The 15,716-nt window shown below is 42.0% G+C and carries 14 protein-coding genes; 7 read left to right on the top strand and 7 right to left on the bottom strand.

Features of this window, described 5'->3' with window-relative positions; all coding sequences use genetic code 11:
- Positions 1–46 precede the first annotated feature (46 nt).
- Genes Q0R88_RS20010 through Q0R88_RS19995 form a run of 4 tightly spaced genes read left to right on the top strand, consistent with a single transcriptional unit; the run spans position 47 to position 6,409 of the window.
- Positions 47–1,081: a hypothetical protein gene (locus Q0R88_RS20010; protein WP_295719586.1), complete on the top strand. Its 1,035-nt coding sequence runs from the start codon at positions 47–49 to the stop codon at positions 1,079–1,081.
- Positions 997–2,877, top strand: a complete 1,881-nt coding sequence (locus tag Q0R88_RS20005) for a carboxypeptidase-like regulatory domain-containing protein (protein WP_295719584.1) — start codon at positions 997–999, stop codon at positions 2,875–2,877. Before Q0R88_RS20010 ends, Q0R88_RS20005 begins: the two co-directional genes overlap by 85 nt.
- Positions 2,878–3,654 (top strand): polysaccharide deacetylase family protein, encoded by a 777-nt coding sequence (locus tag Q0R88_RS20000; RefSeq protein WP_295719582.1) that lies wholly within the window; start codon positions 2,878–2,880, stop codon positions 3,652–3,654.
- A gap of 25 nt (positions 3,655–3,679) precedes the next feature.
- Entirely contained in the window at positions 3,680–6,409 is a 2,730-nt protein-coding gene (locus Q0R88_RS19995; protein WP_295719580.1) for a glycoside hydrolase family 78 protein, read from the top strand.
- Positions 6,410–6,439: 30 nt separating this feature from the next.
- Here the strand turns inward: Q0R88_RS19995 and Q0R88_RS19990 are convergent, their stop codons facing one another.
- Positions 6,440–6,820 (bottom strand): DUF3037 domain-containing protein, encoded by a 381-nt coding sequence (locus Q0R88_RS19990; RefSeq protein ID WP_295719579.1) that lies wholly within the window; start codon positions 6,818–6,820, stop codon positions 6,440–6,442.
- Positions 6,801–7,595, bottom strand: coding sequence for a HipA family kinase (locus Q0R88_RS19985; protein WP_295719577.1), 795 nt, complete (start codon positions 7,593–7,595; stop codon positions 6,801–6,803). The genes Q0R88_RS19990 and Q0R88_RS19985 overlap by 20 nt, the downstream gene beginning before the upstream one ends.
- A gap of 83 nt (positions 7,596–7,678) precedes the next feature.
- Here Q0R88_RS19985 and Q0R88_RS19980 point away from each other — a divergent pair, with 83 nt between their 5' ends.
- A complete protein-coding gene (locus Q0R88_RS19980) occupies positions 7,679–9,193 on the top strand; it encodes a gluconokinase (RefSeq protein WP_295719574.1) in 1,515 nt (504 codons plus the stop codon).
- Between the two features lie 70 nt (positions 9,194–9,263).
- Here Q0R88_RS19980 and Q0R88_RS19975 read toward each other — a convergent pair whose 3' ends face one another.
- On the bottom strand, positions 9,264–9,899 hold the full coding sequence (locus Q0R88_RS19975; RefSeq protein ID WP_295719571.1) for a phosphatase PAP2-related protein: 636 nt from the start codon (positions 9,897–9,899) through the stop codon (positions 9,264–9,266).
- 137 nt (positions 9,900–10,036) lie between these two features.
- Here Q0R88_RS19975 and Q0R88_RS19970 point away from each other — a divergent pair, with 137 nt between their 5' ends.
- Positions 10,037–10,438, top strand: a complete 402-nt coding sequence (locus tag Q0R88_RS19970) for a MerC domain-containing protein (protein ID WP_295719568.1) — start codon at positions 10,037–10,039, stop codon at positions 10,436–10,438.
- Between the two features lie 9 nt (positions 10,439–10,447).
- Here Q0R88_RS19970 and Q0R88_RS19965 read toward each other — a convergent pair whose 3' ends face one another.
- The 3 genes from Q0R88_RS19965 to Q0R88_RS19955 all read right to left on the bottom strand — a co-directional run bounded on the left by Q0R88_RS19965 (position 10,448) and on the right by Q0R88_RS19955 (position 13,955).
- Positions 10,448–11,317 (bottom strand): HAD-IIA family hydrolase, encoded by an 870-nt coding sequence (locus tag Q0R88_RS19965; protein WP_295719565.1) that lies wholly within the window; start codon positions 11,315–11,317, stop codon positions 10,448–10,450.
- 55 nt (positions 11,318–11,372) lie between these two features.
- The gene (locus Q0R88_RS19960) at positions 11,373–12,410 is read right to left on the bottom strand and encodes a hypothetical protein (RefSeq protein ID WP_295719564.1); all 1,038 of its coding nucleotides are present in this window, start codon (positions 12,408–12,410) and stop codon (positions 11,373–11,375) included.
- 186 nt (positions 12,411–12,596) lie between these two features.
- Positions 12,597–13,955 (bottom strand): glutamine synthetase family protein, encoded by a 1,359-nt coding sequence (locus Q0R88_RS19955; RefSeq protein ID WP_295719561.1) that lies wholly within the window; start codon positions 13,953–13,955, stop codon positions 12,597–12,599.
- A gap of 130 nt (positions 13,956–14,085) precedes the next feature.
- On the opposite strand from Q0R88_RS19955, the gene Q0R88_RS19950 reads away from it, so the two are divergent.
- Positions 14,086–14,502 (top strand): gamma-glutamylcyclotransferase family protein, encoded by a 417-nt coding sequence (locus Q0R88_RS19950; RefSeq protein ID WP_295719558.1) that lies wholly within the window; start codon positions 14,086–14,088, stop codon positions 14,500–14,502.
- A gap of 69 nt (positions 14,503–14,571) precedes the next feature.
- On the opposite strand, the gene Q0R88_RS19945 is transcribed toward Q0R88_RS19950, so the two are convergent.
- Positions 14,572–15,582 carry a glutamine synthetase beta-grasp domain-containing protein gene (locus Q0R88_RS19945; protein ID WP_295719556.1) on the bottom strand — a complete coding sequence of 337 codons (1,011 nt, stop codon included), beginning with the start codon at positions 15,580–15,582 and terminating at the stop codon, positions 14,572–14,574.
- Between the last annotated feature and the right edge of the window lie 134 nt (positions 15,583–15,716).

Here is a 15,716-nt window from a genome sequence, read left to right as displayed (position 1 = left end):
GAAACCAATTAACCTAATCCTTCACCAGTCTATTCATATTTTATTTATGCAGAATAAAAACCTGTTTAAGCAATTTACTGGCTGTAATGCTGCTTATAAAGCCATGCTGAAAATAATATGCGTGCTTTCCGTCGTCGCCATGTCTTCCCAGTCATTTGCGCAAGAGGTTCGGCGCTTAAGTATGTCAGCCATTTATTCGCGTTTAGATAGCTTTAACGCCCGGCTCCCTGCCGAAAAGTTATACCTACAGCTGGATAAGCCGCATTATGTTGTTGGTGATACAATTTGGTTTAAATCCTATTTATTAGATGGCATTACACATTCATACGGGCAACAGAGCGGGGTGTTATACATCGAACTAATAAGCGATAGCAGCAAATTGATTCAGCGGATATCTCTTCCCTTAAAATTGGGATTGGGTTATGGTCAATTAGTGCTCAATGCCCCTTTATTAACCGAAGGGCCATATACGTTAAGGGCTTACACCAATTGGATGCAGAATTTTGGTGATACTTACTTCTTTACGCAGAGATTGTATATAGCAAGTACTGGTGAGCATTTGTTGGTTAAGGAAAATCACAAAGTTACAGATAAAGCGGGCGATCGCAATATCGACTTCTCGCTCCAGTTTAGTGATGCCAATTACAAGCAGTTGGCCATGCACGACTTTGAGCTCAGGGTAACCGATGGCAAAAGAACCTGGCCAAAGAATAAGTTCACAACCGGCGTTGATGGCACTATGAACTTTTCGTTTTTACTGCCATCAAAATATGATCATAAAAACCTTAGCCTGTTAGTGGAGGGTAGCCGAAATTCCAAACTTGGCGCAATTATTCCGATTACTATAAACAGCTCTCAAAGCATTGATCTGCAATTTATGCCCGAAGGCGGCCACCTGGTTGCAGGTATTACGTCATTGATAGGATTTAAGGCATTAGCGAAGATGGCCTGGCTGTTGATGTACAGGGCGCGATTGTCGATTCAAAAAATAAACAGGTGGCTGTTTTTAAATCGATCCATAAAGGGATGGGCAGTTTCAGGCTCAAGCCGGTTGCAGGTGAAACTTATCTGGCAATTTTAAATCTTCCTGATGGGAAACAAAAAATCTATAATTTGCCAAAGGCCAACGCTGAAGGTACTGTACTGCAAATTGAAGATGATCTGAATAAAGATTCATTATTGCTCACACTACAGATTTCGCCTGGGATGGTCAATAACCAAACCTGCCATTTACTTGGATTGGCGAGAGGGGTAACGTGCTATGGCGCAAAACTCATACTCAAGCAAAATAAAATTGAGGCCCATATTGCAAAAGCGCTATTCCCAACGGGCATCGCTCACTTTGTTGTATTAGAAGATTCGGGTCGACCTATAAACGAAAGACTTGTTTTTATTGACAGGCATGATAATCTTTTGTTTGATTTCAAGACAGAAGACAGGATTTATCACCCTCATGACAGCATCCCGGTTAGCATCAAAGTTACCGACGCGCGGGGTAAACCTGTAACTGGCAGCTTTTCATTAGCCGTTACGGATAACGGGCAGGTTAAAGCAGATAGCAGCAATAACATTGTTAGCAATATATTATTAACATCCGATTTAAAAGGTAGTGTGGAAGACGCCGGATGGTATTTTGGCAACGATCAATTGAAAGAACTGGCATTAGACAACCTGATGCTTACCCAGGGGTGGGTAGGGTATGGTTGGAAAAGTATGCTGAAAGATAATATTACTGCAGTTTATAAGCCCGAACCTGAATTTGGCATTGGTGGCCGGGTAATGAAGCTCATTAACTCACCATTAAAAAATGCAAAAATAGTGCTGTTTTCGCCGGCTATTAATTTCATACGCGATACGGTTAGCAATCAAAACGGGCAGTTTATGTTCACACACCTGCCACAGGCTGATACGATTGATTACGTGATACAGGCAACCAAAAAAGGAGGTGGTAATTATGGCGTCGATCTTTCGGTTGATGAGTTTAAACCTGCTGCTATTGTCAAAATGGCTAATCCGTTGATAAAGCCATGGTATGTTAACAGCGATACTACTGCTCTAAAGCTGAGTGATAACAGGAAAAAATATCAGCAGGAAAAAGACAAAATGCTATATGGAGTTAGGGGGAGGGTACTTAAAGAAGTAGTAATAAAAAGCACCAAGATAATAAAAGGATCCCAAAATCTTAATGGTCCGGGACAGGCTGATTTGGTATTTGATGAAGATGACCTGTTGAAGGTCGCTAAAAAATCGCTGCTTAGATTATTACAGGAAAAGGTAAAGGATTTTAGGTTAGGCACACATGTATTTGTGGCTCATGCTACACCTGTATACAGTAATGTTATTTTTCGATGGTATTTTATTAATGATAAGTTCGTGCTATTTATTGTTGATGGGATACCGCTTTACAAAAGCATCCCTATAAATAGTGTTGATGATATAACTACTTTCCTCCAATCTCATAACGCGGAAGATGTGAAAGGCATCGAAATCAATTATTCTAAAATATACGCCTCAAATTATGAGGCTCGGTATGGTGCTGGCAATATTTTGGTTCAATTAGCTTTTATAGAAATTACAACCAGAACCGGTAAGGGGAATATTTATAATAATACTCCTGGCGTATACCATTACCGGCCAATTCCTTTAACTATGGCCAAACAATTTTATCAACCTAAATACACCACTATAACAAAAAGTACCTTACCCGATCTGCGATCCACCATCCATTGGGACCCCAATATTATCACCGACGAAAACGGCGAGGCCCGGATTTCTTTTTACGCGGCAGATCAACCAACATCGTATACCCTTATATTGCAGGGAACAGACCTGAAAGGTAATTTGGGGTTTAAAACAGCAACTATAAACGTTAAGTAAATGAACAGAGTATTTTTAGTTTTGATGATCGTGCTGCACTTCACCGCCTATTCCCAGTCGCGTAAAAAAGTTATAATCGTACTCACTTATGATGATGGTCTTGCATCGCAATTGGATATCGCCATTCCACAACTGGATTCTTTGGGGTTTAAAGGCACCTTCTTCCTTACCGGCTATGTAGGGCCAAAAACTATCCCGCGTTGGCGCCAGATGGCTTTAAAAGGGCACGAGCTGGCCAATCATTCTTTATACCATCCTTGCCTGCTTACTACGGTAAAAGGCAATGCTGCAAATAACTCGGCAAATTATTCGGTTTATATGATGCTGCGTGAAATTGGCGAAATGAATAACCTTCTGTTTGCTGTTGATGGCGGAGTATCCCCGCGTACTTATGCTTACCCCTGTACCGAGGTAGCCGTTGGTGGTATTAATTATGTTGATTCGTTAAGGCAATCGGGCCTGGTAAAGTACGCCAGGATTGGTGGCGGCCCCGACGCCGTGATCACCGACTTTAAAAAACTCGACCCATTGCAAGTACCCGCCTGGGGAATTCATGCCGGCGTTACCGGTGATGAACTGATTGCCTTTGTTAAAAAGGTACAGCAAAGCGGTGGTATGGGCGTATTGATGTTTCACGGTGTAGGAGGCGATTATATTACTACTCCCGCTGCCGCGCATAAAAAATTATTGCTATACCTAAAGCAGCATGAAAATGAAATTGAAGTAACCACTTTTAGGGCAGGGATGGATGGGGTTGCCGCCTTAAATCACAATTAATATAATTGGGAATCCAATCATAACCATGAAACGTATTTTTCTTTATCTCCTGTTTTTTTTGCCGGTTACATGCCTGGCACAAAGTCCTGTTGTTGACAATTTATCCAGCGAATACCTGGTAAATCCCATAGGGATTGATATCACACATCCCCGCCTCAGCTGGAAGATAGTTGCAACACAAAATAACACCCTGCAGCAAGCCTATAACATTACAGTTGCAACCGATGCCTCGTTTTCATCCTCAAAAACGGTTTGGAACACGGGCAAAGTAAATTCAGACTCTTCGGTATTAGTTACTTATAACGGTGCTGCTTTAAAATCAGCTACCCGTTACTACTGGAGGGTGAAGATATGGGATAACCACAGCCATACATCGGCGTGGAGCAAACCCGCGTATTTTGAAACCGGCCTGCTTGCCACAAGCGACTGGACGGCCAGCTGGATTCAGCCTAAGCATGATTCTGTGCGCAAGATACCGGCAATTATGTTGCGTAAGCAGTTCACTACCTCTAAAAAGATAGTATCGGCAAGGGCTTATGCAACTGCACACGGTTTGTATGAATTATACCTTAACGGGCACAAAGTAGGCAACCAGTTACTTACCCCCGGATGGACAGAATATAAAAAACGCCTGCAATACCAGGTTTATGATATAACCGCCATGTTGCAGCAGGGTGATAACGTGATAGGGGCAATGGTAGGTGATGGCTGGTTTAGGGGAACTATAGCCTTTAATAATCAATGGGGCTTTTGGGGTAAAAAATTGGCGCTGTTATGCCAGTTGCAGATCACCTATGCGGATGGGACGGTAGAAAATATTAATTCTGATAGCTCATGGAAAAGCACCCTGGCGGGCCCTGTAACCCTTAATGGAATTTACGATGGCGAGAATTATGATGCCCGCAAAGAAATACCAGGCTGGGCTAATAAAGGATTTAACGATGCTGCCTGGACAGCCGTAAACGTTGCTGATATAGATAAAAAAACGCTGGTAGGTGTGGAGAGCGTTCCTGTGCAAAGGATTGCTGAACTAAAGCCCATAGCTATTTTTAAAAGTGCCAAAGGTACCCAGATAGTAGATTTTGGGCAGAATATGACAGGTTGGGTTAGGCTTAAAGTAAATGGTAAGGCCGGTACAACGGTTAATATCAAACACGCTGAAGTATTGGATAAATTTGGTGAATTTTATACAGCTAATCTGCGTGCTGCTACGGCTACTATCAATTACACTTTAAAAGGTGGCGGTGATGAAGTATTTGAGCCTCATTTTACTTTTATGGGTTTCAGGTATATTGCTGTAGAAGGCTTTCCCGGTGAGTTAAAACCTGAAAATTTTACTGCAGTGGTGGTGCATTCAGATATGAAAGTAACAGGCGAATTTACCTGTTCAGATACCATGATCAACAAATTGCAGCACAATATTCAATGGGGACAAAAAGGTAATTTTTTAGATATTCCTACCGATTGCCCGCAGCGCGACGAACGTTTAGGTTGGACAGGTGATGCGCAGGTTTTCTCGCGCACGGCATCATTTAACATGAACGTGGCGCCGTTTTTTGCCAAGTGGATGAAGGATGTTGCTGCAGATCAGTACCCGGATGGAGGCGTACCTTTTGTGGTACCCGATGTTTTACAAACCAACCGTACAACATCGGCAGGTTGGGGCGATGTGGCCGTTATTGTACCGTGGACAATGTACCATGTTTATGCTGATAAACGTATTCTGCAAACCCAATACCCCAGCATGAAGGCTTATGTAGATAAGATCATCAAAAGAGCCGGCGATAGCCATATATGGCGTGGTGGTAGTGTTTTTGGCGATTGGCTATTCTATCGCCCCGGTATTTATGATTTTTCGGAGCCCAATGGCTATACCAATCCTGATATGATTGCAACGGCTTTTTACGCATACTCATCAAAATTACTAAGCCGGGCCGCAGGTGCATTAGGTAATACAGCCGATGAAAAAAAATATGATGATGTTTATCAGCAGGTAAAGAAAGCATTTGTCCAAAATTATATAACGCCAACCGGGCGCATATTTGCCGATTCGCAAACAGGATATGTACTGGCCTTAAAGTTTGACCTCGTGCCCGATAGCCTGAAGAACAAAGCGGCAGCTTACCTGGTTGAGGATGTGCGCAGCCGCAACAACCACTTATCTACCGGGTTTTTAGGTACGCCTTATTTGTGCCAGGTGCTATCACAAAACGGATATGCTAATGTAGCTTATGATCTTTTGTTGCAAAAGACTTATCCGTCATGGTTATACCCTGTAAAAATGGGCGCAACTACCATTTGGGAGCGTTGGGATGGCATCAAAACCGACAGCACTTTCCAGGATAAAAGCATGAATTCCTTTAACCACTACTCGTACGGGGCAGTTGGCGATTGGATGTATCAGAATGTAACAGGTTTACAAATTGGTAAACCGGGTTATAAGTATATAATATTAAAACCACAGCCGAGCCCTAAATTCACATTTGCCAAAGCCACTTTCGAAACCATGTATGGGCAGATACTTTCGGCCTGGGAAGTTAAGGATGGCGTAATGCAGGTGCATGTTAAAATTCCGGCCAATACAACAGCCAGTGTAAGCCTGCTACAGGCTCATACTGAAGATGTAAAGCAGGATGGTAAGCCTATAACGGGTGCCAGTACCGATGTTGACGGTGTCACCATACAACTTGGCTCCGGAGAGTATACGTTTAGTTATCCCTGGGTAGTGTTGAAAGAGAAGATTGCCGCAAGATAAGATTGAAAGCCTGGTTGGATGAGTAGATTCTTATCCAACTAGCTGATTAAACAATTTTACCAAAGTTGCTTCGGCATCAGTACATAAACCGGGATGAACTTTTGATGATTGTACCACCGTGCTGCGCGTGGCGGTAAGCCAGCGAAAACGGGAGGCTATATCCAATTTGGCAATAGGGCCGGCCTTGGCATCGCCATTGGCTATTCTTTCAAACGAATTGATATTATCTTTAAGGCAGTCGATATCCAAACCGGGCGCCAAAGCGGTGATTCTTGCTTCATCAACCTTTAAAATGGTTTTTAAAAACTTTTGTTTGGGGCAATATAAAATCACTCCAATGTTTATGAACTCTTCGCGCTCTACCCTGGGTACAACGCGTATTACGGCGTACTCAAATAATTGATCGGGCATGTTTGGCTTCATTTACAAATATTGCTGACGATGCAATACGAGTTAGTAAAAATTGGGTATAAATTTCCCTGCGTTCGGTTGGTGTACCATTTTCAGATCCATCTGTCAACCAATCATCAGGAATTAAATTAACAATATCGCGGATCCGTTCTGGTGTTAAAATGGAACGAAATGCTGTATCAACCTCATCCAATTCGGATGCCTGTGGTAATAATACGTGATCCTTAACCTGTACAAAAGGTCTTTTGGCAGATTCTTCCCAGTTATGCCAGGAGTGATGGAAATACAAAGCGGCACCATGATCAATAAGCCACAGTTCCTTATGCCACATGAGCATATTGGTATTGCGGGGCGTACGGTCTACATTGGTTAATAAACAATCAAGCCACACTATTTTTGAAGCTAATGTTGCATCTAATGTATTAACCACCGGGTCGTAAGTTATAGCGCCTGATAAATAATGTAAGGCAAGGTTAAGGCCAACACTAAATTTCAACAGATCCTGGATCTCCTCATCCGCTTCCGACCGGCCAAAGGCTTCATCAAGGTTTGCAAATACCAGCTCGGGCACTTTTAAACCCAGGAGGCGCGCAATTTCGCCTCCAATAAGTTCGGCAATTAGGGCTTTAACACCCTGACCGGCACCTCGAAATTTAAGCACGTATAAAAACTCATCGTCACCCTCGGCAATGGCTGGCAGCGAACCGCCTTCCCGTAACGGGGTTACATAGCGTATCACTTTAATGGTTCTGAGTTGTGGTTCAGCGTAATTCATAGACGAGGCGAAAATTAGGGCAAATTTTTGAGAAATCAGTAAGCCGATTTTTTATTTCCCGCATCCCAAAGATAAATCCTATTTTGGACGCAGATAACAATATGCAGGCATATATTTTAGGTATCGACATTGGCACAGGCAGCACCAAGGCTGTTGCGGTTGCTTTAACCGGGGAGGTATTGGGTGTTACCCAACAGCATTACCCTATTAATAGTCCTCAACCCGGTTACAGCGAACAGGATCCTGTATTGATATGGGATGCCTTTGTAAAATGCCTGCAAGAGATAACTGTTAAGGTAGGCTTTGCACCGGAAGCGATTAGCTTTAGCAGTGCTATGCATAGCATTATTCCGGTTAATGAGATCGGGATACCTTTGGCGCCAATGATAACCTGGGCAGATGCACGAAGCGAGGAGATAGCGGAGCATTTAAGGGACTCGGCAAAAGGAGAGGAGATTTACCGGATAACGGGTACTCCAATACATGCTATGTCGCCGCTGTGTAAACTGATGTGGATGCGTGAAAATAAACCGGATCTGTTTGCTCAAACCCATAAATTTATTTCTATTAAAGAGTTTATCTGGTTTAACCTGTTCAATACTTTCCAGGTAGATTATTCTATTGCCTCTGCAACAGGGTTATTTGATATTTTAAAATTGGAGTGGAGCGGGGAGGCCTGTGCCTTGGCGGGTATATCTCCAGGCAAGTTATCGAAGCCCGAAAACACTACTTACTATCGGAGTAATTTGGATGCTGCTAAAGCAAGCCTGCTTAACATCCCCCAGAAAACAAATTTTATTATTGGTGCAAGCGATGGGGCCTGCGCAAATCTGGGGAGCCATACAACCGGGCCAGGTATTGCCGCTTTAACTATTGGTACCAGCGGGGCTGTCAGGATTACCAGCCCCAAACCGGTTTATAATTACCAGGGTATGACCTTTAATTACCTGCTTAACCAGGATACTTATTTATGTGGTGGAGCGGTGAATAACGGGGGGATTGCAATTAACTGGCTGTTGAGCAACTTTCTTCAAAAAACTGAAATTACGGCCGATGATTACCGTGATTTGTTTAACGCTATTGAAACTACACCGGCTGGTAGTGACGGTTTACTGTTTTTGCCCTATTTATATGGCGAAAGAGCGCCCCTTTGGGATACCAGGAGCAGCGGCGCATTCCTGAATGTTAAGCCAATGCACACGCGCGCGCACTTTTTAAGGGCCTCACTTGAGGGCGTTTGTTTTGCTTTATATGATGTGCTTAAAATAGTTGAAGATGCCTCGGTTAATATTACCCAGGTTAATATTAGTGGTGGCTTTGTAAGCTCCGGCACATGGACACAGATCCTGGCCGATATCACCGGGAAAAAGCAGGTAGTACTACAACCCGAGGATGCATCGGCAGTTGGGGCCGTTTACCTTGCCATGCAAGTGCTGGACCCCGATAGTTACATCAGGCTAACCCACATTGACAACCAAACGATTATAGAGCCGAATGAAGGAAACCACAAGATGTACAGTAAACATTTCGTGCTGTTTAAAAAGCTTTACACGGATTTAAAAGAGTCAATGCACCTCATGAAAAATATGGATGTTTGATAAACGCTAATGCATATAAGTTGCATTATAGGGAATGCAAAATAAAATTTAAATTATTGAATATTCTGTTTTATCTAAAGCCAAGCGCGCGGGTAAAGCGGTAACAACAATAAACTATAACCGGCGCGGCCAGTATATCCATAGTATAGTGAATATGCTGCACCAGTAATAGCATCATCACAATTAGCATGGCTGCAAGAGCAATGCGCTTATCGTTTTTCCGTTCCAGATGGAGATATATTAAAACCAGGGATGCGGTGTGGCCAGAGAAGAAAAGATCTTTAGTGATAGCAGCGTGACCGTAAAAGTACCCGGTAAGCGGATCGACCAACGGGATTAACCCTATCGGGGGATCGAGTTTTACGAAACTTAATGTTAGAAACCGGGCTATACAAACAAATATAAGTGTCCAAAGATAGGTCATGCCGATGGCGGGTTTATATAAGGCCCTTACCATCATAAGTATACCCATACCCCATATAATGGCGAAAATGGGGACAGACACGTCGACGGCTGGTAAATGAGCCAGAACCCAATCATTTAATACAACACCATTCCTTTGTTCAATACTCCTGAAAAAAGAAGGCATAATATTAATTATAGCTACAATAAGCATCGTGCCTATAATAAGCTTAACGCGTTTTAAACTCGTGTCGAATGCGTTTTGCCAGTTAAGTTTTATTCTATATAAAGCTATCAGTGTCACAGTTCAATCATAGTAATAGTTTGCAAAAGTAATTATTGACGCTTGTATTAAAAATATGTTACATCAATGTTAATGTATTTAATTAAGATAATAAAATTTTAAAAGCAATTATGTTGCATTTGTTTTATATTTGCGGCATGCATCTTCATAAAACATCTTCCAGGTTGGATGGTATTGGCATAACGGCTTCAACAATATGCGCCATTCATTGTGCGGTAGTGCCACTGTTGCTTACCAGTTTGCCATTAATTGGTCTTGGGTTTTTAGCAACACCATGGGTAGAGTGGGGAATGATTGTTTTAGCGCTGATGATAGGTGGATATTCAATAGGGTTATCTTACCTGCGCAGCCATCGCAAGGCGCTACCTTTAATTTTATTGCTTGCAGGCTTTGTGATAATAATGCTGGGGCATGCTATCTTAAACAATATAGCCGAAGCGATTATTGTGCCTTTGGGTGGGTTAACAATAGCCCTGGCGCATTATATAAATAATAGATATGTTGGCGTTTGCAGGCATACGCCGCTGCGCTATAAGTAGGTCGGGGATTTAAAATCCCAGCTCGCCACGTTCTATAACCGCCGAATCGCAAATATAAGTTGGTACAATCCCTGTTGCTATTATCCTGTTTTCGGCATCAAGCGGCTGGGTGTTGCCCGATAGTACCAAAACAGTATCGAGCCCAAATTTATTGGCACCTAAAATATCAGTTTGCAGGGTATCGCCAACCATCACTATATCTTTTTTACTGATGGGGCCTTGCTCGCGCAGCAGATCATAAGCAAACATGAACATTTGCGAATCGGGCTTACCAAAACGGATAAACTCTTTCCCAACAATTGCCTCAATCATACTGGCCAAACCACCAACCGCTATGGATACATCATGCTTGGTTCGTGGATAGGCCCGGTCTGTATTGGCAACAATTGCCGGTATGGTTCTTTTGCGCAAAATATTTACGGCCTTATTCAAATCATCAAACCAGTCAAAACCCTCATCGTCTAAAAATACAAGGGCGTTTACCTTATCAATATTATCCTCGTTTATAAGGCTTACGGGTAGCGTGTGCAAGCCCGAGCTATCAATATAATGCGCCGAATCGGGAGTGCCCAAATAGGCTACAATGCCGTCGTTCACTTTTAGGTCAAGATAATCCTTAGTAAGCATGCCCGATGATATGATTCTGTTAGGAGTTACGGCGAGCAGGCCTTTTGTATTATATGATTCTGCCAGTTGCGCGGGGCTCCTGGAAGCATCATTGGTAACGATGTAATATTCTTTATTTTGCTGTTCCAGGTAATCAAAGGTTCGCTCTATACCCGGCAGCAGGCCCTTATAGGTTTTTAATACGCCAAATGCATCAAAAAAAATAACCTTATACCTGTCAATAATGGATTTAAAGTTTTCTATTTTTTTCATGCTTGAGTTTAATGTAGTTATTAGGGTGCAATATGCTTAAATATTAAAGTATTGCCTATTTTAATTTAAGTGCTTCAATAATTTTTTCCGCGTCAAAATCCCTGTCGACCGATGGAAGGTAGATATTAAAGGCCTCTGATTGTAATTTCTGCGCATACTGTTCGCTAAAAAAGTGCTTGCCATCTTTGATCACGTAGTTTAAAATAAAAAACCGGTAAGCCTCCTTCATAAACCTGATCTCGTCTGCAGTAAGGGGATTTATCTTGTGATATTCTTTTAAAAACAGGATGAACCTGTCTTCCATCATCGTATTGATCACATAGCTGAACACCGTACGATCGCCAACATCAGATACCACGCGGCTGAAGAAATAAAAATCAAGCACCCGGTAACTCATCCTGAACCAATCATAATCCCAACGGGAATAAAGTTCCAGGCTTGGGGTTACCGAAAAGTTGCCAATATTCCAGTCGATAAATACCGGGATGATCTCGAATGAGCTCATGTTGTATTTCGAGCGGTTCTTCATAAAGGTTTCGCAATGGTATTTCAAGAAATCAGCTTGCATGGCAGTGCCAAACTGTTGCTCGTTAGTCTCCAGCTGATTCATCAAGGCCGAAATATCAGTACGCAGGGTTTTTGATGATTTAGGTAATACATTTTTTACCCTTGAGCAAGCCTTATGAAACTTGCCCACTTGCTGGCCCAGCTTTTTAATCTGATTGTCATCAAGCCTGCGCGGGAGCCTGTTAAGTATTCGAGTCGGGTTGTAAAAAACCACCCAGGCATCTGTTTTGCCGTGCTTATAATGGTAAATATATACTCTGTTATTTTTTAACAGGGAACGGGCCAGTAAATTTTCAAACGGGTAGAGCAGGTTGTTGGCTAAAGTTTGAATGATACGATGATCTTCTTTAAAGTTTTCAAACTTACCAAAATAAGATAGTTTAGCTATGATGATATCATCATCATCAAAAGTGATGCGGTATACATGATTAGTAGATACCATTGCGCTGATATCTTCAATGAGCTTGATGGTTTTTGAGGCATCATAGCCTTCCCATGCTTTTTTAACAATGATGGAATAATCCATTTTTTTAACGTTGGTTTATAATTGGAATTTTGCGGGGGCAAATGTGCGCAATAATAATCAAATTGTATGAACTGGAATTTTTATCTGAACCGGAATTAAACGAATTGATTGAATTGGTAGAATTTCCAGTCGCTTTTAAAATTCTGCTAATTCAATAAATTTCACAAATCCCGGTTCAGACTAACATTATATGATTTCAAAATACCTCTTCAGCTCCCAATCTGTAACATGTTTAGCATATTGGCGGTGTTCCCACAGCCGGGTTTGGGTAAAGTGCTCCACAAAGCCTTCACCAAAAAGTTCTTTGGCTATCTGCGAGTTTTTCATATCTGTAGCAGCCTCATACAGGTTTTGGGCAAGCACACCATTGCTTTTATCCTGGTAGCCATTGCCTACAGTAGGTTGTATGTTTAAAGGCAATTTGTTTTTTATGCCGTATAAGCCAGAAGCAAGCGCGGCTGCAATAGCCAGGTAAGGATTGGTATCTGAACCAGGTATGCGGGTTTCCAGCCGGGTGTAGCCGGGTGTGGTGTTTATAACACGCAGTGCCGTGGTGCGGTTATCTACTCCCCAGGTAATGGTTGTTGGCGCCCAGGCACCCTCAACCAGTCGCTTATAACTGTTTACGGTTGGTGCATACATAGGCAACAGGTGCGGCATGCAGTACAGCTGGCCGGCAAGATAGTGCTTATGCAGATCACTCATTTTATTCGGGTCATCGGCATTGTAGAAAAGGTTGTCGGCCTTATCCTTACTCCATAGGCTTTGGTGGATATGGCCGCTGCAGCCTGGTAAATTCTCATTCCATTTAGCCATGAACGATGCCATAATGCCGTGTTTATAGGCAATTTCCTTAACGGCGGTTTTAAAAAGCACCGCTTTATCGGCAGCGGCTAAAACTTCATCATGGGCAATAGCAGCTTCATAAACACCCGGACCTGTTTCGGTATGTAAGCCTTCAATTGGGATATTAAATTGGGTAAGCAGGTTAAACAGGTCATAGTAAAAATCACTGTTTTGTGAGGTGCGCAGTATAGAGTAACCAAACATTCCCGGTGTAAGGGTATTGATATTGGTGAAATCCTTATCGTTGATAGATTGCGGTGTTTCCCTGAAGTTGAACCACTCAAATTCCTGCGCAAATTCGGCATGGTAACCCAGGTCTTCACATTCCTTTACTATCTTTTTTAATAAACTGCGGGGGCATGCCGGCAATGCGGTGCCATTAGGGTCGTTGTAGTCGGCTAAAAAGAAAGGTATATTATCCTGCCACGGTATGTTACGAAGGGTATTTAAATCGATACGGCAAAGTTTATCCGGATAGCCGGTATGCCAACCGGTAAGCTTTACGTTATCATAACAAACATCATTGCTATCCCATCCAAAAACTACATCGCAAAAACCATAACCACTTTGCAGGCCTTCGAGAAATTTTTTGGGGTGGATCACCTTACCGCGTAAAACGCCATCAATATCGGCAAAGGCAAATTTTATTTTTTGGATGTTATTTTCTTCTAAATATGTTTTGATCTGTTCTGGATTCATGGTATAAAATATACGGCCGGTTTCAATTTAGCAAGATAGCCATTATGATGTAAACATAAAAAAACTGCTCCGGATGTTATATCCATTCATACGAATTAGGCCTTACCTTTGTTTGAGGTAGGTTTTATTTATGGCAACAATTAACCAGTATTTATTTGTTTACGGAACGCTGCTCATGAGCGGAAATGAGTTTGCCGATTATTTGCAAGCGCATTGTAAACTACTTGGGCAAGGCAAATTTAAAGGTAGGCTTTATAATGCCGGTGAATATCCGGGCGCTATTGCCGATGCAAGCACAAACCAATATGTTTACGGCAGGATATATTTAATTGACAATCCCCAAAAGGTTTTGGATGTAATTGACAGATATGAGGGTATTGGCGCAAACGAACTGCATCCACATGAATATACAAGGGAGTTGATTAAGGTTATAAAGGATGATGAAGTAATTACCTGCTGGGCTTACTTATATAACTGGCCGGAGAACAGGCTTAAACGAATTGCCGGTGGCAACTATGTACAATACATCAATACCAAAACCAAATAAATGGGTTCAAAAAAAATCCCCTGATTCTTTTAAGATCAGGGGATTTTAGAAAATTATATATGTGGGGGATTAAACTTTAGCTGATTTTACAGTTTTGATAATCACCGCGGCAACTTTGTAAGGATCGGCAGCCGAGTTAGGACGACGATCTTCAAGGTAACCACTCCAGTTATGATCCACTGTATACAATGGGATACGGATAGAAGCACCACGATCAGAAACACCATAGCTGAAATCATTAATAGATGCAGTTTCGTGTTTACCTGTTAAACGTAATTCGTTATGAGCACCATATACGGCAACACACTCAGCAACCGCAGGGCGGAAAGCTTCGCAGATAGCTGTGAAAGTTTCTTTGCTGTTTGCAGTACGTAAAGTAGTGTTTGAGAAGTTAGCGTGCATACCAGAACCATTCCAATCCAATTCACCTAACGGTTTGCAATGCCAGTTGATAGAAACGCCATAGCTTTCACCAATTCTTTCTAATAAATAACGTGCTACCCAGATTTGGTCACCAGCTTCTTTTGCACCTTTAGCAAAGATCTGGAATTCCCACTGACCTGCAGCTACCTCAGCATTTATGCCTTCAACATTTAAGCCAGCATCTAAACATACGTCTAAGTGCTCTTCAACAATTTCACGACCATATGCGTTGTTTGCGCCTACTGAGCAATAGTAAGGACCTTGTGGACCTGGGTAACCACCAGCCGGGAAACCAAGAGGTTTGTTTGTTTTAGGATCCCATAAAAAGTATTCCTGTTCAAAACCAAACCAAAAATCGTTATCATCATCCATGATGTGTGCACGTCCGTTTGATTCATGAGGCTCACCTTTTGAATCCAAAACTTCGCACATAACAAGGTACGCGTCTTTTCTTTGAGGATCAGGACATATAAAAACAGGCTTTAATACACAATCAGACGAACCACCTGGTGCCTGTTCGGTTGAAGAACCATCAAAGCTCCATAGCGGACAATCTTCTAATTTACCGCTGAAATCTTTTTCAATCTTTGTTTTGCTACGCAGGCTTTGTGTTGGTTTGTACCCATCAAGCCAAATGTACTCGAGTTTAGTTGCCATTTTTAATTAATTTGTAAAGTTGGGGTTCTATTGATAGTTTTTGTATTAATCTCGCCAATTAATAAGGCGAATTTAAATTATTTTTACAAAAATCACTACGATTTAATGATTTTTTTATAATTTTTTTCAACAAA

It is taken from the genome of Mucilaginibacter sp., from assembly GCF_025362475.1.
In the GTDB taxonomy this organism is placed as follows: domain Bacteria; phylum Bacteroidota; class Bacteroidia; order Sphingobacteriales; family Sphingobacteriaceae; genus Mucilaginibacter.
Note: the sequence above shows the minus strand (reverse complement) of the source record. Positions and strands in the feature narration are given on the sequence as shown.